Source organism: Micromonospora sp. CMU55-4, from assembly GCF_011602315.1.
GTDB classification, from domain to species: domain Bacteria; phylum Actinomycetota; class Actinomycetes; order Mycobacteriales; family Micromonosporaceae; genus Micromonospora; species Micromonospora chalcea.
Map to the genome: position 1 here is coordinate 98,515 of NZ_JAAOLH010000002.1, position 23,934 is coordinate 122,448.

21 protein-coding genes are annotated in these 23,934 nt (G+C 71.4%); 20 read left to right on the forward strand and 1 reads right to left on the reverse strand.

The window, feature by feature from the left end:
* The first annotated feature begins 425 nt into the window (after positions 1–425).
* The 19 genes from HA073_RS03640 to HA073_RS03730 all read left to right on the forward strand — a co-directional run bounded on the left by HA073_RS03640 (position 426) and on the right by HA073_RS03730 (position 21,731).
* The gene (locus HA073_RS03640) at positions 426–1,685 is read left to right on the forward strand and encodes a cell wall anchor protein (RefSeq protein WP_166455702.1); all 1,260 of its coding nucleotides are present in this window, start codon (positions 426–428) and stop codon (positions 1,683–1,685) included.
* A gap of 100 nt (positions 1,686–1,785) precedes the next feature.
* Positions 1,786–2,496 (forward strand): demethylmenaquinone methyltransferase, encoded by a 711-nt coding sequence (locus tag HA073_RS03645; protein WP_064448431.1) that lies wholly within the window; start codon positions 1,786–1,788, stop codon positions 2,494–2,496.
* A 76-nt stretch (positions 2,497–2,572) separates the two neighbouring features.
* On the forward strand, positions 2,573–2,791 hold the full coding sequence (locus HA073_RS03650; protein WP_030500769.1) for a hypothetical protein: 219 nt from the start codon (positions 2,573–2,575) through the stop codon (positions 2,789–2,791).
* 134 nt (positions 2,792–2,925) lie between these two features.
* The gene (locus tag HA073_RS03655; protein WP_043330724.1) at positions 2,926–4,200 is read left to right on the forward strand and encodes a geranylgeranyl reductase family protein; all 1,275 of its coding nucleotides are present in this window, start codon (positions 2,926–2,928) and stop codon (positions 4,198–4,200) included.
* A 119-nt stretch (positions 4,201–4,319) separates the two neighbouring features.
* Positions 4,320–4,685 (forward strand): NADH-quinone oxidoreductase subunit A, encoded by a 366-nt coding sequence (locus tag HA073_RS03660; RefSeq protein WP_013283601.1) that lies wholly within the window; start codon positions 4,320–4,322, stop codon positions 4,683–4,685.
* Between the two features lie 11 nt (positions 4,686–4,696).
* Entirely contained in the window at positions 4,697–5,377 is a 681-nt protein-coding gene (locus HA073_RS03665; RefSeq protein ID WP_013283602.1) for an NADH-quinone oxidoreductase subunit B family protein, read from the forward strand.
* A complete protein-coding gene (locus HA073_RS03670) occupies positions 5,374–6,102 on the forward strand; it encodes an NADH-quinone oxidoreductase subunit C (RefSeq protein ID WP_043327315.1) in 729 nt (242 codons plus the stop codon). The genes HA073_RS03665 and HA073_RS03670 overlap by 4 nt, the downstream gene beginning before the upstream one ends.
* The gene (locus HA073_RS03675; RefSeq protein ID WP_043327313.1) at positions 6,099–7,424 is read left to right on the forward strand and encodes an NADH-quinone oxidoreductase subunit D; all 1,326 of its coding nucleotides are present in this window, start codon (positions 6,099–6,101) and stop codon (positions 7,422–7,424) included. Before HA073_RS03670 ends, HA073_RS03675 begins: the two co-directional genes overlap by 4 nt.
* Complete coding sequence (nuoE, locus tag HA073_RS03680; RefSeq protein ID WP_166455703.1) at positions 7,421–8,536, forward strand: NADH-quinone oxidoreductase subunit NuoE; 1,116 nt, start codon at positions 7,421–7,423, stop codon at positions 8,534–8,536. Before HA073_RS03675 ends, nuoE begins: the two co-directional genes overlap by 4 nt.
* A complete protein-coding gene (nuoF, locus tag HA073_RS03685; protein WP_043327309.1) occupies positions 8,533–9,849 on the forward strand; it encodes an NADH-quinone oxidoreductase subunit NuoF in 1,317 nt (438 codons plus the stop codon). Before nuoE ends, nuoF begins: the two co-directional genes overlap by 4 nt.
* Positions 9,849–12,359 (forward strand): NADH-quinone oxidoreductase subunit G, encoded by a 2,511-nt coding sequence (locus HA073_RS03690; protein ID WP_043327307.1) that lies wholly within the window; start codon positions 9,849–9,851, stop codon positions 12,357–12,359. The genes nuoF and HA073_RS03690 overlap by 1 nt, the downstream gene beginning before the upstream one ends.
* 61 nt (positions 12,360–12,420) lie before the next feature.
* Positions 12,421–13,773 carry an NADH-quinone oxidoreductase subunit NuoH gene (gene nuoH / locus HA073_RS03695; RefSeq protein WP_030500777.1) on the forward strand — a complete coding sequence of 451 codons (1,353 nt, stop codon included), beginning with the start codon at positions 12,421–12,423 and terminating at the stop codon, positions 13,771–13,773.
* 1 nt (position 13,774) lies between these two features.
* Positions 13,775–14,422: an NADH-quinone oxidoreductase subunit NuoI gene (gene nuoI / locus HA073_RS03700; RefSeq protein ID WP_030500778.1), complete on the forward strand. Its 648-nt coding sequence runs from the start codon at positions 13,775–13,777 to the stop codon at positions 14,420–14,422.
* On the forward strand, positions 14,419–15,189 hold the full coding sequence (locus HA073_RS03705) for an NADH-quinone oxidoreductase subunit J (protein WP_043327303.1): 771 nt from the start codon (positions 14,419–14,421) through the stop codon (positions 15,187–15,189). The genes nuoI and HA073_RS03705 overlap by 4 nt, the downstream gene beginning before the upstream one ends.
* Positions 15,186–15,485 carry an NADH-quinone oxidoreductase subunit NuoK gene (gene nuoK, locus HA073_RS03710; protein ID WP_013283611.1) on the forward strand — a complete coding sequence of 100 codons (300 nt, stop codon included), beginning with the start codon at positions 15,186–15,188 and terminating at the stop codon, positions 15,483–15,485. Before HA073_RS03705 ends, nuoK begins: the two co-directional genes overlap by 4 nt.
* 7 nt (positions 15,486–15,492) lie before the next feature.
* Positions 15,493–17,454 (forward strand): NADH-quinone oxidoreductase subunit L, encoded by a 1,962-nt coding sequence (gene nuoL, locus HA073_RS03715; RefSeq protein ID WP_064448433.1) that lies wholly within the window; start codon positions 15,493–15,495, stop codon positions 17,452–17,454.
* Positions 17,455–17,518: 64 nt separating this feature from the next.
* The gene (locus HA073_RS03720) at positions 17,519–19,051 is read left to right on the forward strand and encodes an NADH-quinone oxidoreductase subunit M (protein ID WP_030500781.1); all 1,533 of its coding nucleotides are present in this window, start codon (positions 17,519–17,521) and stop codon (positions 19,049–19,051) included.
* A complete protein-coding gene (gene nuoN, locus HA073_RS03725) occupies positions 19,048–20,601 on the forward strand; it encodes an NADH-quinone oxidoreductase subunit NuoN (protein ID WP_043327299.1) in 1,554 nt (517 codons plus the stop codon). The genes HA073_RS03720 and nuoN overlap by 4 nt, the downstream gene beginning before the upstream one ends.
* Before the next feature lie 89 nt (positions 20,602–20,690).
* On the forward strand, positions 20,691–21,731 hold the full coding sequence (locus HA073_RS03730) for a polyprenyl synthetase family protein (RefSeq protein ID WP_043327297.1): 1,041 nt from the start codon (positions 20,691–20,693) through the stop codon (positions 21,729–21,731).
* A 24-nt stretch (positions 21,732–21,755) separates the two neighbouring features.
* Here the strand turns inward: HA073_RS03730 and HA073_RS03735 are convergent, their stop codons facing one another.
* Positions 21,756–22,946, reverse strand: coding sequence for an MFS transporter (locus tag HA073_RS03735; RefSeq protein WP_166455704.1), 1,191 nt, complete (start codon positions 22,944–22,946; stop codon positions 21,756–21,758).
* Between the two features lie 153 nt (positions 22,947–23,099).
* Here HA073_RS03735 and HA073_RS03740 point away from each other — a divergent pair, with 153 nt between their 5' ends.
* Entirely contained in the window at positions 23,100–23,882 is a 783-nt protein-coding gene (locus HA073_RS03740) for an IclR family transcriptional regulator (RefSeq protein WP_030503712.1), read from the forward strand.
* The last annotated feature ends 52 nt before the right edge of the window (positions 23,883–23,934 follow it).

Genomic DNA, 23,934 nt, shown 5'->3' on the forward strand with positions numbered 1-23,934 from the left:
CGTTCCCCCGTTCGGCCGGTCGGCTCCCGTCGTGCGGCCGGAGCTCCGCCCGTTTCCGGTGAAGCTTCCGCCAGGGGTCTTCACCTGCGTGATCACCGGCGGCTAGCCTGCCCGCGCGACACCACCGATCCGGGCCGCGAGCAGGCAGGTAACAGGTCGGCGGCGACCCGGGTGAGCACCGCCCGGCAAGCCGGCGACGCCATTACGCTGTCGGCGTCCGTCGGGGACCGTCGTCCTCCATCGGCCCATGAGGGCCGTTCACATAACGCACCGCGGCAGGGGCGGGATGGGTGACCATCCCGCCCCTGCCGTCTGTCGAATCGATGGGAATTCCCACCGTACGACGCTGGCGCGGCGATGCGTCGCTCCGGTACCGTCCCTTCGTTCCGTGCGTTGATCGGCACGTCCCTACCCCCGGGGGAACCATGACCTTCCGCTACCGGTCCACGCTGGCGCGCGCCGGCGTGGTGGCCCTGCTCTCCACCGCCGGCCTCGGCGCGGTCGCCGGCCCGGCGTACGCCGCCGACAAGGCCGACCTCCAGCTCATCCCGCTCAGCTACCAGCTCGCCAAGGGCGTCAGCGAAGCCAAGGCCAAGCCGTTCAAGTTCCAGGTGAACAACGCCGCCGGGACCGTCGACGCGAAGGGCGTCCGGGTCACCGTCGAGACGAAGGACCTCAAGCCCGGCAAGGTCGGCGTGCTGGCGCCGAAGGGCTGCGACATCCGCGGCACCGCCTTCTCCTGCCTGCTGGGCGACGTGCCCGCCGGGACCACCGAGGACTTCGGCATCCCGCTGTTCTCCACCGGCGGCAAGGGCGGGGCGGGCACGCTGACGGTGTCGATCAGCGCGGCCAACGGCGCCGGCGTGCTGGACACGGTCGAGCACGACATCACCGTCACCGACCCCGGCTACGACCTCACCACCTGGGTCCAGGACGTGTACGCCGACGTGGTCGTCGACGGCGACGACGCCGGTGAGGCGAACCTGCGCCCGGTCCGGCCGGGCCAGACCGCGCCGCTGGACTGGGCCGTGTTCAACGACGGAAGCGAGAACGCCACGGGCGTCGCGTACGGCATCACGCTGCCGGCCGGTGTCACCTTCGCCGAGCTGCCCGAGGGCTGCGTCGAGCAGAACCTGGGCGGCTTCGCCAACGCGTACTGCGAGGACCTGGGCGCGGTGCTCAAGCCCGGCCAGTACTACACCGCCGACGTGCGGGTGAAGGTCGGCGCGGACGTGACCGAGAAGCTGCTCCGGCCGGGCTTCGTCTGGGCCGCCGGGCTGGAGGCGGCCTCCGGCACGCCGGAGGAGCAGCCGAAGGCCGCCACCTCGGCGCAGCGTCGCGCGTTCTCCGAGGCCGACGACGGCGACAACACCGCCCAGTTCGACGTCTTCGTCGACCAGAGCCCGCAGTCGACCCCGAGCCCGACGCCGAGCGCTGAGCCGACCTCGACGCCGACCGCCGAGCCGACCCCGACCGGCAGCGTGACCGCGGTGCCGACGCCGACCTCCGGTGGTGGCGCGGGTGGCGGCACCGGCGGCGGTGGCCTGCCGGTGACCGGTATGCAGGTCGGCCTGATCGGCGGGATCGGCGCTGCGGTGGTCGCCGCCGGTGTGGCGCTGATGATGCTGTCCCGGCGCCGCAAGGTGGTGCTCGTCACGCCGGGCGAGGAGCGCACCGAGGACTGACACCGTCACCGTGGACACGGCGAGGGCGGGGTGGGCGACCACCCCGCCCTCTCGCGTACCCGGGGCGGGGCGGAAGGGGCGCGGCTGGCAGAGTGGAGGGGTGAGCCGTACCCCGCAGGGCCAGCGCGCCAGCCTGGACAAGCAGCCGCACGAGGTAGCCGCGATGTTCGACGGTGTCGCGGCCCGCTACGACCTGACCAACACCGTGCTCTCCTTCGGGCAGGACCGGTCCTGGCGGCGGGCCACCCGGGCGGCGCTCGGGTTGGCACCGGGCGAGCGGGTGCTCGACGTGGGCGCCGGCACCGGTGTCTCGACCGAGGAGCTGGCCCATTCCGGGGCGTACGCGGTCGGCGCCGACCTGTCGCTGGGCATGCTCTACGCGGGCAAGCGCACCCGCCCGTCGGTGCCGCTGCTGGCCGGGGACGCGCTCCGGCTGCCGTTCGCCGACGCCAGCTTCGACGCGGTGACCATCTCCTTCGCGTTGCGCAACGTCAACGACACCGACGCGGCGCTGCGCGAGCTGGCCCGGGTGACCCGGCCGGGCGGGCGGCTGGTGGTCTGCGAGTTCAGCACCCCGGTCAACCCGGCGTTCCGCACCGTCTACCTGTCGTACCTGATGCGGTCGTTGCCGGCCGTGGCGCGCGCGGTGTCCAGCAACCCCGACGCCTACGTCTATCTGGCGGAGTCGATCCGGGCCTGGCCGGACCAGCCGGCGCTGGCCGCGCGGATCGGCGCGGCCGGCTGGGGCCGGGTGGCGTGGCGCAACCTGACCGGGGGCGTGGTGGCCCTGCACCGGGCCGTCCGAAACTGACCGGCCGACCAGGCGTTAGCCGGTCATTTCGTGAATATCCGGTTCTGGTCTACTTTGTCCCCGTAGGCTCGCCTGCATGACGGGACCAGACCAGGCCGCCACCGACGACGACGCCGCCGAGCTGATCGCCCAGCTCCGCGAGTTGGCCGGCGCGGATCCCGCTGATGTCCGGCAGGTCGTCGCCGAGGTGCTGGCGGCGCTCGACCGTGCGGCAGGTGGCGCGTTGCGTGACCACCTGCCCGAGGCGATCCGGCTCGACGCCGGGCTCGGACCGGCCGCGCCGGCTCGCCCCTGACCGGTTTCGGCCCGCCTACCGGCCCGTTTCCGCGAAGTTAGGCCCCCCTCAACGCGTCCTGGTGTAACAGCGGTCATAGACTCCATCCGGATGGGCTTGTGAAGCATTTCACGAGCATGCGGGAGGAGGCGCGGATGACCGCGGTGGAGAACGACGCCGACGTCATCGTCGTGGGCGCCGGTCCCGGAGGATCGGCCACGGCGTACCACCTGGCGCGGCACGGCGTACGCGTGCTGCTGCTGGAGAAGACGGAGTTTCCCCGGGAGAAGGTCTGCGGCGACGGGCTCACGCCCCGGGCCGTGCGCCAGCTCATCCGGATGGGCGTGGACACCTCGCCCGAGGCCGGCTGGCTGCACAACAAGGGCCTGCGGGTGATCGGCGGCGGGGTGCGCCTGGAGCTGGACTGGCCCGACCTGGCGAGCTTCCCCAACTACGGCCTCGTGCGGACCCGGCTCGACTTCGACGACCTGCTCGCGCAGCGGGCCGTCGCCGCCGGGGCGAAGCTGCGCACCAGCGTCAACGTCCTCGGCCCGGTGCTCGGTGCCGACGACCGGGTGATCGGCGTGCAGGCCGAGGTCGGCCCGGACAAGGAGCCCGCCACCTTCCACGCGCCGCTCGTGGTCGCCGCCGACGGCGTCTCCGGCCGCTTCCCGCTCGCCCTCGGGCTGGCCAAGCGGGAGGACCGCCCGATCGGCGTGGCGGTCCGCCGCTACTACCGCTCGCCCGCCAAGCACGACGACGACTACCTGGAGTCGTGGCTGGAGCTGCGGGCCAAGGGCAGCGACGCGCTGCTGCCCGGCTACGGCTGGATCTTCGGCCTCGGCGACGGCCGGGTGAACGTCGGCCTCGGCGTGCTGAACTCGTCCTCCGCGTTCGGCAAGACGAACTACCGCAAGCTGCTCACCGACTGGCTCGCGAACACCCCCGAGGAGTGGGGGATGACCGACGAGTCCAACGCGGAGGGTCCCACCCTCGGGGCCGCGCTGCCGATGGGCTTCAACCGGGTCCCGCACTACACCCGCGGGGTCCTGCTGGTCGGCGACTCCGGCGGCATGGTCAACCCGTTCAACGGCGAGGGCATCGCGTACGCGATGGAGTCCGGCGAGATGGCCGCGGAGGTCATGGTGCAGGCGCTGGCCCGCCCGGCCGGCGCGGAACGGGAGCGGGCGCTGATGGCGTACCCGCAGGAGCTGAAGGCCCGCTTCGGCGGCTACTACCGGCTCGGCGGCGTGTTCGTGAAGCTCATCGGCCGCCCCGAGATCATGCGGATGGCGACCAAGCACGGCATGCCGCACCCGATGCTCATGCGCTTCGTGCTCAAGCTGCTGGCCAACCTGACCGACCCGCGCGGCGGGGACGCGATGGACCGGGTCATCAACGCGATGACGAAGGTGGCCCCGGCCGTGTAGAAGACGACCGACCACGAGCCGGACAGAGATCGACCCCCCGACGACCGAGGTCTCAGGGACGTGAATAGTGTGATTTTGGCCAACCACCGAGGTCAGGGAAGGACGAGCAGGGGACAACGATGACGCTCTCTCCTTACGCACCCATCATCGGGCTGTTCGCCCTCGCTGCGGCGTTCGCGCTGTTCTCCGTGGCCGCTGCCCGACTCGCCGGCCCGCGGCGTCTGAACAAGGCCAAGCTCGAGGCGTACGAGTGTGGCATCGAGCCGAGCCCGCAGCCGGTCGGCGGCGGCCGGTTCCCGATCAAGTTCTACCTGACGGCGATGCTCTTCATCGTCTTCGACATCGAGATCATCTTCCTCTACCCCTGGGCGGTCTCCTTCGACGCTCTGCCGATCTTCGGCTTCGTGGAGATGGTCCTGTTCATCGTCGCGGTCTTCGTCGCCTACGCCTATGTCTGGCGTCGCGGCGGCCTGGACTGGGACTGAGGAGGTAGCAGATGGGCATCGAGGAGAAACTCCCCTCCGGCGTCCTGCTCACCAGCGTCGAGAAGCTGGTCAACTGGACGCGGAAGACCTCGGTCTGGGGCGCGACGTTCGGTCTGGCCTGCTGCGCCATCGAGATGATGGCGGCGGGCGGCCCGCACTACGACATGGGCCGCTGGGGCATGGAGGTCTTCCGGGCCTCGCCCCGCCAGGCGGACCTGATGATCGTGGCCGGCCGGGTGAGCCAGAAGATGGCCCCGGTGCTGCGCCAGATCTACGACCAGATGGCCGAGCCCCGCTGGGTCATCTCGATGGGCGTCTGCGCCAGCAGCGGCGGCATGTTCAACAACTACGCCATCGTGCAGGGCGTCGACCACGTCGTCCCGGTCGACATGTACCTGCCCGGCTGCCCGCCCCGGCCGGAGATGCTCATCGACGCCGTGCTCAAGCTGCGCGAGAAGATCATGCACGAGCCGCTGGGCCCGAACGGCCGCAAGATGCTGGAGGCCCGCCAGGCGCGCGGTGACGTGCCGGTCGTGCCGTACGGCTCGATGCCCTCGTCGTACCGCAGCGACAAGGCCCGCCGTGCCGAGTGGACGAAGGCCGTCCGCGAGGGGCGCGAGGAGCAGCTGCGGATCGAGAACTGGATGAAGGCGCAGAACCACCTTCAGGCGTCGCATAGGGGCCCGAAATGAGCAACGACAAGACCAACGACGGCGGGGTGCCGGTGCCGACCACCCCGGTCGGGGCCAGCTCCACCGCTCCGGCCGAGTACCCGCCGGCCAGCCCGGCCGGCCGGGGGATGTTCGGCAACCAGGGCACCGGTGACGTCTCCGGCTACGGCGGGCTGGTCCGCCAGCGCAAGCCGATCGAGGAGGCGACCCGCCCGTACGGGAGCTACTTCGACGAGGTGCGGGACGCGCTGGAGGAGGCGTACCCGGACTTCAACGACGCGATCGAGAAGGTCGTGGTCGACCGGGGCGAACTGACGCTGCACGTACGCCCGGAGCGCATCGCCGAGGTCTGCCAGGTGATGCGCGACGACCTGTCGCTGCGCTTCGAGCTGCTCTCGTCGCTGTCCGGCGTGGACTACCTGGGCGCGGAACGGCGCCTGCACGTGGTCTACCAGCTGACCTCGATGACCTACCGCCGCATCGTCCGGCTGGAGGTGGCGGTCTCCGCCGAGCAGCCGCACGTACCGAGCGTCACCGCCGTCTACCCGACCGCCGACTGGCAGGAGCGGGAGACGTACGACATGTTCGGCGTCGTCTTCGACGGCCACCCCGCCCTGACCCGGATCCTCATGCCGGACGACTGGGAGGGTCACCCGCAGCGCAAGGACTACCCGCTCGGCGGCGTACCGGTCGAGTACAAGGGTGCGGAAATCCCGCCGCCGGACCGTAGGAGGTCGTACCAGTGACCACGTCTAACTACGCGACCGAGCGCGAGACCACCGAGGGCAAGGTCTTCACCGTCACCGGCGGGGACTGGGACGAGGTCGTCTCCGGCACGGACCCGATCAACGACGAGCGGATCGTCGTCAACATGGGCCCGCAGCACCCGTCCACCCACGGCGTGCTCCGGCTGGTCCTGGAGCTGGAGGGCGAGACGGTCCGCGAGGCCCGCTCGGTCGTCGGCTACCTGCACACCGGCATCGAGAAGAACCTGGAGTACCGCAACTGGGTCCAGGGCTCGACGTTCGTGACCCGGATGGACTACCTCTCCCCGCTGTTCAACGAGACGGCGTACGCGCTCGCGGTGGAGAAGCTGCTCGGGATCACCGACGACATCACCGAGCGCGCGAACACGATCCGCGTGCTGATGATGGAGCTCAACCGGATCTCGTCGCACCTGGTCTGGCTGGCGACCACCGCCATGGAGCTGGGCGCGATCAACATGATGCTGTACGGCTTCCGCGAGCGGGAGTACGTCCTCGACATCTTCGAGACCATCACCGGCCTGCGGATGAACCACGCGTACGTGCGGCCGGGCGGCGTGGCGCAGGACGTGCCGGACGACGCGATCCGCAAGATCCGCGACTTCCTCCAGCTGATGCCGAAGCGGCTCAAGGAGTACGAGAACCTGCTCTCCGGTCAGCCGATCTGGCTGGAGCGGACGCAGAACGTGGCGGTCCTCGACGTGACCGGCTGCATGGCGCTCGGCGTCACCGGCCCGGTGCTGCGCTCCGCCGGCCTCGCCTGGGACCTGCGCAAGACCATGCCGTACTGCGGCTACGAGACGTACGAGTTCGACGTGCCGACCCACACCGACGGTGACGTGTGGGGCCGCTACCTGGTCCGGGTCGCGGAGATCCGGGAGTCGCTGAAGCTCGTCGAGCAGGCGCTGGACCGCCTGAAGCCGGGCCCGGTGATGGTCTCCGACAAGAAGATCGCCTGGCCGGCGCAGCTCGCCATCGGCGTCGACGGCATGGGCAACTCCCTGGAGCACGTCGCGAAGATCATGGGTCAGTCGATGGAGTCGCTGATCCACCACTTCAAGCTCGTCACCGAGGGCTTCCGGGTCCCGCCGGGCCAGGTGTACGTCGCCGTCGAGTCGCCCCGCGGCGAACTCGGCGTGCACGCGGTGTCCGACGGCGGCACCCGGCCCTACCGGGTGCACTACCGGGAGCCGAGCTTCGTCAACCTCCAGGCCCTCCCGGCGATGGCCGAGGGCGGCCTGATCGCCGACGTGATCGCCGGCGGCGCCTCGCTGGACCCCGTGATGGGTGGTTGTGACCGATGAGCACGTTCACTGAAGAGACCCGGCTCCGGGCGCGGGAGATCATCGCCCGGTACCCGGCCGACCGGTCCCGCTCGGCGCTGCTGCCGCTGCTGCACCTGGTCCAGTCCGAGGAGGGGTACGTCTCCCCGGCCGGTGTCGAGTTCTGCGCCGAGGTGCTCGGGCTGAACAAGGCCCAGGTCGGCGCCGTCGCCACCTTCTACACCATGTACAAGCGCAAGCCCACCGGTGAATACCTGGTCAGCGTCTGCACCAACACCATGTGCGACGTGCTCGGCGGGCAGAAGGTCTACGACGCCCTGGCCGAGCACCTCGGCGTCGGGCACGAGGAGACCACCGCCGACGGGAAGATCACCCTGGAGCACGCCGAGTGCCTGGCGGCGTGCGACTACGGCCCGGTCATGACCGTGAACTACGACTTCTTCGACAACGTGGAGCCGCAGGGCGCGCTCGACGTGGTCGAGGAGCTGCGGGCCGGCGGCCGGCCGATGCCGACCCGGGGCGCGCGCCTGTGCACGCTCAAGGAGATGGCGGTCCAGCTCGCCGGTTTCGCCGACGAGCGCGACGGCGCGGTGGCCGACGGCGGGCCGGGCGAGCCCAGCCTGCGCGGCCTGCGCCTGGCCGAGCAGCACGGCGTCTCGGTGCCGGGCTTCGACCCGAAGACCCCGATCCGCAGCAAGGCCGAGGCCGACCGGGCCGCCGCCGAGGCGAAGGCGAAGGCCGAGGCCGCGAAGCCGGCCCCCGCGCCCGAGCCGGCCAAGGCCGCCGAGCCGGTCAAGCCGGAGGCGGCCACCGGCAGCACCGCGCCGGACGTGAAGGCGCCGGACGCCAAGTCGCCGCAGGTGCGTACCGCCGAGACCCGGCAGCCGGACGCGGCCACCGCCGTACCGGACGCGCCGGGCACCAAGATCCCGGTGGACGGCCCGCCGCCGGTGCCGCGCGACGCGCAGGCGGCGGAGGCGGCCGGCACGGCGGCGAACCCGCCGGCCGGCGACGGCAAGCCCGCCGGCGACGCGGCCGGCGCGCAGGAGCGCAACCTCAAGGAAGCGGAGGCCGGTACGGGCGCGGACGGCGCCGACCCGGCGGACGCCAACGGATCGGGGGTCCGCAAGTGACCACGCCTCGGCCGGAGACGCTGGCCAAGCTCACGCCGGTGCTCACCAAGCGCTGGCTGTCGCCGGACGCCTGGCGGATCGGCACCTACGAGAACCTGGACGGCTACGCCGCCCTGCGCAAGGCGCTCAAGGCGCACCCGGACGACCTGATCCAGCTGGTCAAGGACTCCGGGCTGCGCGGCCGTGGCGGCGCGGGCTTCCCGACCGGCCTGAAGTGGGGCTTCATCCCGCAGGGCGACGGCAAGCCGCACTACCTGGTGGTGAACGCCGACGAGGGCGAGCCGGGCACCTGCAAGGACCTGCCGCTGATGACCTACGACCCGCACTCGCTGGTCGAGGGCGTCATCATCGCCTCGTACGCGATCCGGGCCAACCGGGCGTACATCTACATCCGCGGTGAGGCGGTGCACGCCGCCCGGCGGCTGCGCAGCGCGGTCGCCGAGGCGTACGCCAAGGGCTACCTCGGCCGGAACATCCTCGGCTCCGGGTTCGACCTGGACCTGGTGGTGCACTCCGGCGCCGGGGCGTACATCTGCGGTGAGGAGACCGCGCTGCTGGACTCGCTGGAGGGCTTCCGCGGCCAGCCCCGGCTGCGCCCGCCGTTCCCGGCGACCCACGGCCTGTACGCCAGCCCGACCGTGGTCAACAACGTCGGCACCATCGCCAGCGTGCCGTACATCGTGCTCGGTGGCGCGGACTGGTGGAAGACGATGGGCACGGAGAAGTCGTCCGGCCCGATGATCTACTCGCTGTCCGGCCGGATCGCGAACCCGGGCCAGTACGAGTGCTCGATGGGCATCACGCTGCGCGAGCTGATCGAGCTGGCCGGCGGGATGAAGCCGGGGCACAACCTGAAGTTCTGGACCCCGGGTGGCTCGTCGACGCCGCTGCTGACCGCCGAGCACCTGGACGTGCCGCTGGACTTCGAGGGGGTGGCGGGGGCCGGCTCGATCCTGGGCACCACCGCCACGCAGATCTTCTCCGACCAGGACTGCCCGGTGTACGCGACCTACCGGTGGCTGGAGTTCTACCACCACGAGTCGTGCGGCAAGTGCACCCCGTGCCGGGAGGGCAACTACTGGATGGTCCGGGTCTACCGGCGCATCCTGTCCGGCCAGGGCACCCACGAGGACCTGGACACCCTGCTCGACACCTGCGACAACATCCTCGGCCGCTCGTTCTGCGGTCTGGGTGACGGCGCGACCAGCTCGGTCACCTCGTCGCTGAAGTACTTCAAGCAGGACTACCTCGACTACATCGAGGGACGTACCGCTCCGAAGCTGTCGGAGAAGACCCTGGTAGGGGCGCACTGATGACCGACGTAGCCAAGCAGACCGAGACCGTCACGCTGACCATCGACGGCGTCGAGGTCACCGCCCCCAAGGGGGCGCTGCTGATCCGGGTCGCCGAGCAGCTGGGCACCGAGATCCCCCGCTTCTGCGACCACCCGCTGCTGGCCCCGGCCGGCGCCTGCCGGCAGTGTCTGGTGGAGGTGGAGGGCCAGCGCAAGCCGGTCGCCTCCTGCACCCAGACCGTCGCCGACGGCATGGTGGTGCGGACCCAGCTCACCTCCCCGGTCGCCAAGAAGGCCCAGGAGGGGGTGATGGAGCTGCTGCTCCTCAACCACCCCCTGGACTGCCCGATGTGTGACAAGGGCGGCGAGTGCCCGCTGCAGAACCAGGCGATGTCCACCGGCCGGACGGACTCGCGGTTCCACGAGCACAAGCGGGAGTACCCGAAGCCGCTGCCGATCAGCACCCAGGTGCTGCTCGACCGCGAGCGCTGCGTGCTCTGCCAGCGGTGCACCCGGTTCTCCGAGGAGATCGCCGGGGACAAGTTCATCGACCTGATGGGCCGCTCCTCGCACGAGGAGATCAACATCTACCGGGACGAGGAGTACGGCGAGGAGGGCGACGAGGGGGACGTCCCGTTCAACTCGTACTTCTCCGGCAACACCGTGCAGATCTGCCCGGTGGGCGCGCTGACCGGCGCGCAGTACCGGTTCCGGGCCCGCCCGTTCGACCTGGTCTCCACGCCGAGCGTCTGCGAGCACTGCTCGGCCGGTTGCGCCCAGCGCACCGACTGGCGGCGCGGCAAGGTGCTGCGCCGGCTGGCCGGCGACGACCCGGCGGTGAACGAGGAGTGGAACTGCGACAAGGGCCGCTGGGGCTTCCAGTACACCCGCGCGTTCGACCGGATCAGCACCCCGATGGTGCGCGACGAGAAGACCGGTGAGCTGCGCGAGGCGTCCTGGAGCGAGGCGCTGACCCGGGCCGCCGAGGGGCTGCGCGAGGCCCGTGACGGCGCGACCGGCACGGCGGTGCTGACCGGCGGCCGGCTCACCGTCGAGGACGCCTACGCGTACGCGAAGTTCGCCCGGATCGCACTGCACACGAACGACATCGACTTCCGGGCCCGCCCGGTCTCCCGCGAGGAGGCCGACTTCCTGGCCAGCAGCGTCGCCGGGGTCACCGACGTGACCTACACGGACGTGGAGAACGCGCCCGCCGTGGTGCTGGTCGGCCTGGAGCCGGAGGAGGAGTGCCCGATCCTCTTCCTGCGGCTGCGCAAGGCGTACCTGAAGAAGAAGCTCACGGTGTACGCGATCGCGCCGTTCGCGACGCGCGGCCTGGAGAAGCTCGGGGCGAAGCTCGCCCGGGTGGTGCCGGGCGAGGAGGCCGGCGTGCTGGCCGAGCACGCCACCGTGGCGGAGGCGCTGGGTAAGCCCGGCGCGATCCTGATCGTCGGCGAGCGGCTGGCCGAGGTGCCGGGCGGGCTGTCGGCGGCGGCGGACGTCGCCCGGCGTACCGGTGCCCGGCTGGTCTGGGTGCCGCGGCGCGCGGGTGACCGCGGCGCTGTCGACGCGGGCTGCCTGCCCAACCTGCTCCCCGGCGGCCGTGTGGTCACCGAGCCGGCCGCCCGCGCGGAGCTCGGCGAGGCGTGGGACATCCCGGCCGGGGTGATCCCGAGCCAGGCCGGCCGCGACACCGACGGCATCCTCACCGCCGCCGCGAACGGTCAGCTCGGTGCCCTGGTGGTGGCCGGTGTCGACCCGGCCGACCTGGCCGACCCGCGCCTGGCCGAGAAGGCCCTGGACGCGGTGCCGTTCCTGGTCAGCCTGGAACTGCGGATGAGCGCTGTGTCGCGCCGGGCCGACGTGGTCCTGCCGGTCGCGCCGGTGGTCGAGAAGGCCGGCAGCTTCCTGGACTGGGAGGGCCGGCTGCGCACGTTCGAGAAGGTGCTGGACACCGGCGCGATGACCGACGCCCGGATCCTGGACGCGATCGCCGCGCAGCTCGACGTGCGGCTGGGCACCGGCGACGTGCCGAGCATCCGCCGCGAGCTTGGCACGCTGCCGCGTACCCGGGTCGAGCGGCCGTCGGCGCCCTCGGTCGAGCCGGCCGCCGTCCGGCAGCCGGGCGCGGGCGAGGCCGTGCTGTCCACCTGGCACCAGCTCATCGACCTGGGCAGCCTCACCGACGGCGACGAGCACCTCGCCGGCACCGCCCGCCCGCCGGTGGTCCGGCTGGGCAAGGGCACCGCCGAGTCCCTCGGCGTGGCCGACGGCGACGCGGTCACCGTCGGCACCGACCGTGGCGCGGTCACGCTGCCGGCGGCGATCACCGAGATGCCGGACGGCGTCGTCTGGCTGCCGACCAACTCGCCCGGCTCCACCGTGCGGCGCAGCCTCGGCGCGACGTCCGGTTCGCTGGTGAAGGTCTCCGTCGGCGCCGCCGGCGGTTCGGCCGTCCCGGCGGGGCGGGTCGCGGCGGACGCCGCGGACCGGCCGGGCCCGCTGCTGAACACCGGGAGTGCACAGTGAGCGCGCGCAGGCAACGAGCGGAGCGAGTACGCCTCGCGGTCGCGAACGAAAGGTCGGTGCAGTGAATCTCTACCTCGCGGCGCAGGACCCGACGCTTGCCGACTTCGGCAAGGACCCGTGGTGGCTGGTCCTCGGCAAAATCCTCTTCGCGTTCGTCGTCGCCGTGGCGGCCACGCTGCTGGGCGTCTGGTTCGAGCGCCGGGTCGTGGGCCGGATGGCGGTGCGGCCCGGCCCCAACCAGGCCGGACCGTTCGGTCTGCTCCAGACGCTCGCCGACGGCGTGAAGCTGGCCTTCAAGGAGGACATCCTCCCGCGCAAGGCCGACAAGGTGGTCTACTTCTTCGCCCCGGTGATCTCCGTGGTCTGCGCGGTCACCGCGCTGTCGGTGATCCCGTTCGGGCCGATGGTGAGCATCTTCGGGCACCGCACGCCGCTGCAGGTCACCGACGTGTCGGTGGCGGTGCTGGTGGTGCTGGCCTTCTCCTCGCTGGCCGTGTACGGCATCGTGCTCGGCGGCTGGGCCAGCGGCTCCACCTACCCGCTGCTCGGTGGTCTGCGCTCCGCCGCCCAGCTGGTGTCCTACGAGGTCACCATGGGCCTGAGCGTGGTCGCGGTCTTCATGACCGCCGGCACCATGTCGACCAGCGGGATCGTCGCCGCGCAGGGCGACGGCACCCGGCTGAGCATCGGCGGCTTCGACCTCGCCGCCCCCGGCTGGTACGCGATCCTGCTGCTGCCCAGCTTCATCATGTTCTTCATCGCCATCGTCGGTGAGACCAACCGGGCGCCGTTCGACCTGCCCGAGGCGGAGTCGGAGCTGGTGGCCGGCTTCCAGACCGAGTACAGCTCGCTGAAGTTCGCGCTGTTCATGCTCAGCGAGTACGTCGCGATGGTGACCATGTCGGCGTTCACCGTGACGCTGTTCCTCGGCGGCTGGCACGCGCCGTGGCCGATCACGATCTGGTCGGGCGCCAACGAGGGCTGGTGGCCGATGCTGTGGTTCTTCGGCAAGGTCATCCTGCTGGTGTTCGTCTTCGTCTGGCTGCGCGGCACGCTGCCCCGGCTCCGCTACGACCAGTTCATGCGCTTCGGCTGGAAGGTGCTGCTGCCGCTGAACCTGGTCTGGATCATGGTGCTCGCCGGGCTGCGCTCGATCGAGGACTGGCAGGCCCGGGACCGGCTGCTCGTCACCGCCGTCGGCGCGGGCGTGCTGCTGCTGGTCACGCTCTTCTGGCCGAGCCGGAAGAAGGAGCTGAAGCCGTCGCCCCAGGAGCAGGCGGACAGCCGGCCGTACGGCAGCTTCCCGCTGCCGCCGATGGATCTTCAGGTTCCGCCGAGCCCGCGTACCAAGCGCGTGCTCGCCGAGCGGGAGCCGGCCAACGTGGTCGCCGGCCCGGACTCCAGGGAGGTGTGACGTGGGCGCGATCACCGGAACGTTCAAGGGCTTCGGTGTCACCTTCTCGCACATGTTCAAGAAGGTCGTCACCACCGACTACCCGTTCAAGCCGCCGGTCTCGGCGCCGCGCTACCACGGGCGGCACATCCTCAACCGGCACCCGGACGGGCTGGAGAAGTGCATCGGCTGCGAGCTGTGCGCCTGGGCCTGCCCGGCCGACGCGATCTACGTGGAGGGTGGCGACAACACCGAGGAGCAGCGCTTCTCCCCGGGTGAGCGGTACGCCAGCATCTACCAGATCAACTACGCCCGGTGCATCTTCTGCGGGCTCTGCATCGAGGCCTGCCCGACCCGTTCGCTCACCATGAGCAACGAGTACGAGCTGGCCCGGGACAACCGGCAGGACCTGATCTTCACCAAGGAGCAGCTGCTCGCGCCGCTGCTCGAAGGCATGGAGCAGCCGCCGCACCCGATGCGGCTGGGCGACAGCGAGAAGGACTACTACGTCGGCGCGCTGACCAACCCGGGCACCTCGGCCGGCGCCGAGCGCTCGCCGATGGGCCCCGGCCGGTACCAGGTGGAGGAGCACCCCGGCGTGACCTTCCCCGGCGCCGAGCAGGCCGAGCAGCGGTCCGCCGCCGCGGCGGGCAAGGGAGGCAAGGCATGACCTCGGCAACGGTGCTCGCCGCTGCGGGCCAGGTGTCCGGGGGTGAGGAGGTCACCTTCTGGATCCTCGCCCCGCTGGCCCTGCTCGGGGCGGTCGGCATGGTGTGGGCCCGCAACGCGGTGCACTCCGCGCTCTGGCTCGTGCTGACCATGCTCTGCCTGGGCGTGTTCTACGTGCTCCAGGCGGGGCCGTTCATCGGCATGGTGCAGATCATCGTCTACACCGGCGCGATCATGATGCTGTTCCTGTTCGTGCTGATGCTCGTCGGCCGGGACGCCTCCGACTCGCTCATCGAGACGCTGCGCGGCCAGCGGGTCGCCGCCGTCGTCCTCGGGCTCGGCTTCGCCGGCCTGGTGGGCAGCGGCCTGTACCGCGCGCTCGACGGCGTGCCGGCGGCCGGGCTCGACGAGGCGAACGCCGAGGGCAACGTGCAGGGCATCGCCCGGCTGCTGTTCACCAAGTACGTCTTCGCCTTCGAGCTGACCTCGGCGCTGCTGATCACCGCCGCGGTGGGCGCGATGGTGCTGGCACACGTCGAGCGGCGCAAGGCGGACCGGATGGACCAGATCGCCACCATGAAGGCGCGGTTCCGCCCCGGCAACTACCCCGGCCCGAAGCCCGGCCCGGGTGTCTACGCCACCTCCTCCTCGGTGGCCACCCCGGCCCGCCTGCCCGACGGCCGGCTGACCGACCGCAGCATCCCGGAGATCCTGCCGGTGCGCGAGCTGACGGCCGAGGAGACCGCACCGAAGGGGACGGACAAATGACCCCGGACTACTACCTGATCCTCGCGGCGGTGCTGTTCACCATCGGCGCCGTCGGCGTGCTGGTCCGGCGCAACGCGATCGTGCTGTTCATGTGCATCGAGCTGATGCTCAACGCGGCCAACCTGACCCTGGTCACGTTCAGCCGGATCAACGGCGACCTGAACGGCCAGATCATGGCGTTCTTCGTGATGGTGGTCGCGGCGGCCGAGGTCGTGGTCGGTCTCGCGATCATCATGGCGATCTTCCGTACCCGGCGCTCGGCGAGCGTCGACGACGCCAACCTGCTGAAGTACTGAGGGGCTCGTGGTGGAACAGATTCTGACGATCGCCCAGTCTGAGCCAGCCGAGGCCGTCACCTTCGCCACGGCGGACGGGATGCTGGGCTCGGTCTGGCTTCTGGTGGCGATCCCGCTGGTGAGCGCGGCGATCCTGCTGCTGCTCGGCAAGCGGGCCGACCGCTGGGGCCACTGGCTCGGCGTGGGCGCCATCGGCGCCGCCTTCCTGCTCGGTCTCACCTACTTCTTCCAGCTTCGCGGCCTGGAGAACAAGCAGGTCGAGCTGAGCCTCTGGGACTTCATGGCGGTCGGCAACCTGAGGGTGGACTTCGGTCTGCTCTTCGACCCGCTGGCCGCGGTCTTCGTCCTGCTGATCACCGGGGTGGGTTTCCTGATCCACCTCTACGCCGTGGAGTACATGGCGCACGACGCGGGCCGGCGACTGTTCTTCGCGTACTTCAACCTGTTCGTCGCCGCGATGTTGCTGCTGGTGCTCGGCAACAACTACGTGATGCTCTACTTCGGCTGGGAGGGCGTCGGTCTGGCGTCGTACCTGCTGATCTCCTTCTGGTACGGCCGGCCGAGCGCGGCCACCGCCGGCAAGAAGGCGTTCCTGATGAACCGGGTCGGCGACGCCGGCCTGGCCATCGGCATCTTCATCATGTTCGCCATGCTCGGCACCACCCAGTACGACGAGGTGTTCAACGGGGTCGGCTCGATGACCTCGACCACCGTGCTGGTGCTCGGTCTGCTCCTGCTGCTCGGCGCGGCCGGCAAGTCCGGCCAGTTCCCGCTGCAGGCGTGGTTGCCGGACGCGATGGAGGGCCCGACCCCGGTGTCCGCGCTCATCCACGCGGCCACCATGGTCACCGCGGGCGTCTACCTGATCGCCCGCTCCAACGCGATCTTCTCGGCCAACGAGACGCTGCAGCTCGTGGTGGTCAGCGTCGGCGCGCTCACGCTGCTGATGGGCTGCATCATCGGCGCGGCCAAGGACGACATCAAGCGGGTGCTGGCCTGGTCGACGGTCAGCCAGATCGGCTACATGTTCCTCGGCGTCGGGCTCGGCGGCGGAGCGTACGCGCTGGCCATCGTGCACCTGCTGGCGCACGGCTTCTTCAAGGCCAACATGTTCCTCGGCGCCGGCTCGGTCATGCACGGCATGAACGACCAGGTGGACATCCGCCGCTTCGGCGGGCTGTCGAAGTACATGAAGGTCACCTGGCTGACGTTCATGATGGGCTGGCTCGCCATCATCGGCATGTTCCCGTTCTCCGGCTACTTCTCCAAGGAGCCGATCATCGTGGCCGCGTTCGAGCGGGAGGGCTGGACGGCCTGGCTGTTCGGCATGGCCGCGCTGCTCGGCGCCGGGCTCACCGCGTTCTACATGACGCGGCTGTTCGTGCTCACGTTCCACGGCCCGAAGCGCTGGACCGAGGACATCGAGCACCCGCACGAGTCGCCGAAGCTGATGACGATCCCGCTGATCCTGCTGGCGATCGGCTCGGTCGGCGCGGGCTTCCTGCTCGCCACCTCCGTGCCGGACTGGCTCACCGCCACCAACGGGCTCGGCGGCGAGAGCGGGGAGCACGCGCCGGTGCTGGCGCACTGGCTGCTCACCGCGCTGTCGCTGCTGGTAACCGTGCTGGGCGCCGGGCTGGCCTGGTTCCTGTTCCGGGGCGGTACGGCCACCGAGCCGCAGCCGGCCGGCGTGGTGGTCACCGCCGCGCGCCGGAACCTCTACACGGACGCCTTCAACGAGGCGGTCTTCGAGAAGCCGGGCATCTTCCTCACCCGGGCGCTGGTGTTCCTCGACAACCGGGGCGTGGACGGGCTGGTCAACGGCCTGGCCGCCGCCGTGGGCGGGGGCTCGGGCCGGCTCCGGCGGCTGCAGACCGGCTTCGTGCGGTCGTACGCGACCTCGATCCTGACCGGCGCGCTCCTCGTGGTCGCGGCGTTCCTGGCGGTGCAGGCGGGGTGGCTGGCGTGATCGACCTCAACGCGGCCGCCCCCGCCGGCGGGCCACGCAGTCACGACGGAGGTAAGGCCGAATAATGTCCAACTTCCCGTTCCTCTCGGTGCTGACCGTGGCGCCGCTGGTCGGCGCCCTGGTGGTGGCGCTGCTGCCACGCAGCCGTCCGGACCTGGCCAAGCTGGTGGCGTTCGGCTGGTCGCTGCTGGTGCTGGTGCTCTCGGTGGTGATGTGGTTCGCCTTCTCCGCCGGTGGTGACCGGTTCCAGTTCCGCGAGTCGTACCCGTGGATCCCGAACTGGGGCGTGAACTTCACCTTCGAGGTGGACGGCATCGCGCTGGTCATGCTGATGCTGATCGCGATCCTGGTGCCGCTGGTGATCCTGGCGTCCTGGCACGACGCCGAGGCGTCGAAGCGCTCGGTGCCCGCCTACTTCGCGCTGCTGCTCGTCCTCGAGTGCACGATGATCGGCGTCTTCGCCGCCGCCGACGTCTTCCTGTTCTACGTGTTCTTCGAGGTCATGCTGGTGCCGATGTACTTCCTGATCGGCAGCTACGGCGGCCACCAGCGGCAGTACGCGGCGGTGAAGTTCTTCCTCTACTCGCTGGTCGGCGGTCTGTTCATGCTGGCCGCGGTGATCGGCCTCTGGGTGGTCGGCGGGAAGACCTTCGACTGGCAGGCGCTGAGCCAGGCGGAGTTCGCCACCGACACGGCCCGCTGGCTGTTCCTCGGCTTCTTCGTCGCCTTCGCGATCAAGGCGCCGTTCTTCCCGTTCCACACCTGGCTGCCGGACGCCGGTGGCGCGGCCCCGGCCGGCGCCGCCGCGCTGCTGGTCGGCGTGCTGGACAAGGTCGGAACGTTCGGCATCCTGCGCTACTGCCTCCCGCTGTTCCCGGAGGCGTCGCGGTGGTTCGCGCCGTGGGCGCTGGCGCTGGGTGTCATCGGCATCATCTACGCCGCGCTGCTGGCGGTCGGCCAGAACGACCTGAAGCGGCTGGTGTCGTACACCTCGATCGCGCACTTCGGGTTCATCGGCATCGGCATCTTCGCCTTCACCACCCAGGCCGGCACCGGCGCGGTGCTCTACATGCTCAACCACGGCCTGGCCACCGGCCTGCTGTTCCTGGTGGTCGGCATGCTGATCGCCCGGCGCGGCTCGGCCCTGATCAGCGACTTCGGCGGCGCGGGCAAGCTCGTGCCGGTGCTGGCCGGCGTGCTGTTCTTCGCCGGTCTGGCCTCGCTGGCGCTGCCCGGCACGGCGCCGTTCGTCTCCGAGTTCCTGGTGCTGATCGGCACGTTCACCGTCAACAAGCCGGTCGCGGTGATCGCCACGCTCGGCATCATCCTGGCGGCGGCGTACGTGCTGTGGATGGTGCAGCGCACCACGCAGGGCACGCTGAACCCGGCGCTGACCGAGGTCGAGGGCATGCGCCGGGACCTCACGCTGCGCGAGAAGGTCGTCGTCGCGCCGCTGATCGCGCTGATCGTGCTGCTCGGCTTCTACCCGAAGCCGGTCACCGATGTCATCAACCCCGCCGTCCAGGCGACCATGCAGGACGTCGGCAAGTCCGATCCCGCCCCTGAGGTCGGCAGCGTCCAGGAGGCCGCGAAGTGAGTGAACTGAAGCTGCCGTCGATCGACTACGCGGCGCTCGCTCCGATCCTGATCATGCTGGGCGCGGCCCTGGTCGGGATCCTGGTCGAGGCGTTCGTGCCGCGTCGGCTGCGCAACGCGGTGCAGCTCGGGCTTGCCCTGGTGGCGATGCTCGCGGCGATCGTGATGGTGATCCTGAACGCGGACGCCCGGCTGATCACCATCGGCGGGGCCATCGCGGTCGACGGGCCCACGCTGTTCCTCCAGGGCGCGATCCTGGTCCTGGCCGTCATGGCGCTGCTGCTCGTCGGCGAGCGCACGGTGGAGCGGGGCGGCGCGTTCGTGGCGCACGCCGCGGTCACCGCCGAGTCGGCCGAGGACCGCCGGCAGGCCGAGGGCGTCGGTGGCGCCACCGAGGTCTACCCGCTGATGTCGTTCGCGATCGCCGGCATGCTGATCTTCGTGGCGGCGAACGACCTGCTGACCATGTTCATCGCGCTCGAGGTCTTCTCGCTGCCGCTCTACCTGCTCTGCGCGCTGGCCCGCCGCCGGCGTCTGCTGAGCCAGGAGGCGGCGTTGAAGTACTTCATGCTCGGCGCGTACGCCTCGGCGTTCTTCCTGTTCGGTGTCGCCCTGATCTACGGCTTCACCTCCGGCATCCCGGGCCGTGGGGCCGGCGTCGACTTCGCCACCGTGCACGCGGCGGTCACCGACTCCTCGTCCAGCCCGGTGCTGCTCTTCGCCGGCATGGCGCTGCTCGCCATCGGCCTGCTGTTCAAGGCCGCCGCCGCGCCGTTCCACGTCTGGACGCCGGACGTCTACCAGGGCGCGCCGACCCCGGTCACCGGCTTCATGGCCGCCTGCACCAAGGTCGCCGCGTTCGGCGCGCTGCTGCGCGTCTTCCACGTGGCGTTCGCCGGGGCGTCCTGGGACTTCACCCCGGTGCTCGGCGCGATCGCGGTGCTGACCATGCTGGTCGGCGCGGTGCTCGCGGTCACCCAGACCGACATCAAGCGCCTGCTGGCGTACTCGTCCATCGCGAACGCCGGCTACCTGCTGGTCGGTGTGCTGGCGCCGAGCCGCGAAGGGCTCTCCGGCACGATGTTCTACCTGGCCGCGTACGGCTTCTCGGTGCTCGCCGCGTTCGCCGTGGTGACGCTGGTGCGCGACGCCGACGGGGAGGCCACCCACCTGTCCCGCTGGGCCGGGCTGGGCCGCCGCTCGCCGTTCTTCGCGGCGATCTTCACGTTCATCCTGCTGGCCTTCGCCGGCATCCCGCTGACCAGCGGCTTCACCAGCAAGTTCGCGGTCTTCGGCCCGGCCCTGGAGGCGAACCAGGCGTGGCTGGTGATCGCCGGTGTGCTGACCAGCATGGTGCTGGCCTTCCCGTACCTGCGGGTCGTGGTGATGATGTGGCTGTCCGAGCCGGGCGAGTCCACCCCGACGGTGACCGTGCCGGGCGCGCTCACCTCGGCGGCGCTGGTCATCGGCGTGGTGGCCACGCTGGCGCTGGGTGTGGTCCCCGGTCCGCTGCTCGACCTGACCACCGGTGCTGCCGAATTCGTCAGATGACCGACGTGATCCCACCGGGGGCCGGTACGCCGTGGCGTGCCGGCCCCCGGCCCGTATCCCCCTCGACGAGCAGGTCGAACGGGTGTGGCATGGTTGAGGACGTGGCGAATCCGGCTGGCGAGCGTTCAGGTCAGTTCGGCGCGCTCGGCCTGCACCTCGCGGACCCGCGCGTCGAAGCCTCGGTGCTGGGCGTGCTCGACCGGGTCGAGACGAGCCTGCGGGCGAGCGTGGCGAGCGCTGACCCGCTGGTGACCGAGGCGTCCCGGCACCTGGTCGAGGCCGGCGGCAAGCGGTTCCGCCCGCTGCTGGTGGCGCTGAGCGCCCAGTTCGGCGACCCGGAGGCCGCGCAGGTCGTCCCGGCCGCCGTGGTGATGGAACTCACCCACCTGGCGACGCTCTACCACGACGACGTGATGGACGAGGCCGCCGTGCGGCGGGGCGCGCCGAGCGCCAACTCCCGCTGGACCAACTCGGTGGCCATCCTGGTCGGCGACTACCTCTTCGCCCGGGCCGCGGACATCGCCGCCGAACTGGGCACGGAGGCGGTACGCCTGCAGGCGCGCACGTTCGCTCGGCTGGTGCACGGCCAGATCGCCGAGACGGTCGGCCCGCGCGACGACGACCCGGTCGCGCACTACCTGCACGTGATCGCCGAGAAGACCGGTTCGCTGATCGCCACGTCGGCCCGCTTCGGCGGCATGTTCGGCGGCGCGTCGCCCGAGCACATCGAGGCGCTCGCCGGGTACGGCGAGATCATCGGCGTCGCGTTCCAGCTCTCCGACGACCTGCTGGACATCTCCAGCGAGTCGATCCAGTCCGGCAAGACGCCCGGCACCGACCTGCGCGAGGGCGTGCCCACCCTGCCGGTGCTCTACGCGCTGGCCTCGGACGACGCGGACGCGGCGAGCGTACGGCTGCGGGAGATCCTGGCCACCGGCCCGCTGGTGGACGACGCGCTGCACGCCGAGGCGCTCGGCCTGCTGCGGGAGTCCCCGGCGCTCAAGCGGGCCCGGGAGACGGTGCGCAGCTACGCCGAGGACGCGCGGGCCCGGCTGGCCCCGCTGCCCGAGAGCCCGGCGCGCCGCGCGCTGGAGTCCCTCTGCGACTACATCGCCGACCGCACCAGCTGACCCCCGCACCCAGGGCGAGGGCGGTCAGCCGAGCGCGGGGGCGCGGCGGAGCAGGCGGGCGCCGAGCAGCATCAGCACGGCGGCCACGAGCATGGCTGCCGCCGCCGTCAGCCACATCGCCGGGTAGCCGGCCGCGCCGGCCAGCGCGCCCAGGCCGAGCGGGCCCAGGCAGCCGCCCGCGTACACGCCGGTCTGGGTGATCGAGGTGGCGGCGGCCGGGGCCTGCGGGTGCAGCCGGACCACCGCGAAGTTCATCAGCCCGGGCCAGGCCCAGCCGAGCCCGAAGCCGAGCACCACGCCCGCGACCAGCGGCGCGGAGCCGGCCACCGCGAGCAGGATCAGGCCGACCGACCCGGTCAGCAGCATCCCGGCGATCAGCCCGACGTGCCCGTCGGCGCGCCGGTCGGCGAGCCAGCCGACGCCCACCCGGGCCAGCACGCACACCGCGCTGCCGAGCGTGAGCGTCAGGCCGGCCAGGCCGGGGGAGAGACCCCGCGTCGCCGCCGAGTCGACCAGGAACGTGCCCAGCGCGTTCGCCGCGGCTGCCGCCAGCGTCGCGGCCAGCCCGATGACCACGAGCGGGGCGGTGCCGCCGTAGCGGCCCCCGGAGGCGGCCCGGGCGTGCCGGTCCCGTCGGGTCCGGGGTACGGCCGGCAGCGCGGCCAGCGCCGCCCCGGCGGCGACCACGAAGGCCCAGCGCCAGCCGGCGGTGAGCGCGACGGTGGGGACCGCCACGCCGGCCAGCAGCGTCGCGACCGGGATGGCGGCCTGCTTCACGCCGAACGAGAGCCCCTGCCGGTGGGCGGGCACGTGCTCGGCGAGCGCGGCGTTGCTGGCGAGCTGTCCGAGGGCGTTGGCGGCGGCGCTGAGCGCCAGCAGCGTCACCAGCATCGGGTACGACCGGGCCAGCCCGGCCACGGCCAGCAGGGAGGCGGCGGAGAGCAGGATGCCGGCGCGGGCGACGGTGGCCGGGCCGTACCGCTCGACCAGGGCCCCGGAGGGCACCGAGGCGAGCGCGCTCACGCCGAAGTAGATCGAGACGGCCAGGCCCAGGCCGGCCGGGCTGAACCGGAGTTCGTCGCCGAGCTGCACGGCGAGCCCGCCGACGAGGAAGACGGGCAGGACGCACACGATCGTGGTGACGGTGGCGCCGGCGCCCGCCCGGACCGCCCGCCGGGCCGACGCGGGCGCGTCTTGCGAAACTGTTTCAGTCATTGCGAGCACACCCTACGCCCGCACGTTTTGGCTGCTCATCGTGTCCGTCGACCTACCGTCTGTGTCCGGTGATCTGGCATCCTCCATCCGAACAGGCATTTCGCACTCGGCCGGTTTTTCATATGGTGTAAGTCCCCGGCGGCGGAGGTGGTTGTGCGCGACCCCTTGGCGGAACCCTCGGACCTGATCCGCAGCGTGTCCCGCGCGCTTCGAGTGCTCGAGTCGGTCGGCCGTGCGCCGAGAGGGCTCACCGTGAAGCAGATCGCCCGGCGTTGCGAGTTGACAGTCGCCACGACCTACCACCTGGTGCGCACGCTCGCGTACGAGGGCTATGTGATCCGGCGCGAGGACGGGACGTACATCGTGGGGTTGGAGGTGGCCGACCGCTACCGCGAGCTGGTCACCGCGTTCCGCGGGCCGCCCGCGGTCGGCGAGGCGCTGCGCCGCGCGGCGTCGGACACCGGCTGGAGCCACTACCTCGGCCGTTTCATCGGCGGGCAGGTGGCGGTGACCGCCTCCGCCGAGGGGCCGCGCTCGCCCTTCCTGGAAGACCTGGTGCCGGGCTTCGACGAGGGCGCCCACGCCACCGCGCTCGGCAAGAGCCTGCTCGCCACGCTCACCACCGAACAGCGCTTCCGCTACCTGCGCGAGTACGGCATGCGCCCGTTCACCACCGCCACCCTCACCACCGTGGAGGCGTTCGAGGCCGACCTGGCCGCCGGTGACCGGCGCGGCATGCAACTGGAACTCGGGCAGTTCCGGCAGGGCGTGGCGTGCGCGGCGGTGCTCGTCGCCCCGGACAAGGACATCGAGCGCCGGGTGGTGCTGGCGTGCGCGCTGCCGGCCGGCGAGATGATGACGTCGGCCCGGGTGGTCCGCGCGAAGCTGCTCACCGCCGCCAGGTCGATCGCCGACGGCATCGCCTCCGAGAACTGACGAAGGGCCGCCGACCTGGTGGGTCGACGGCCCCTCGCGGAGCGGACCAGCG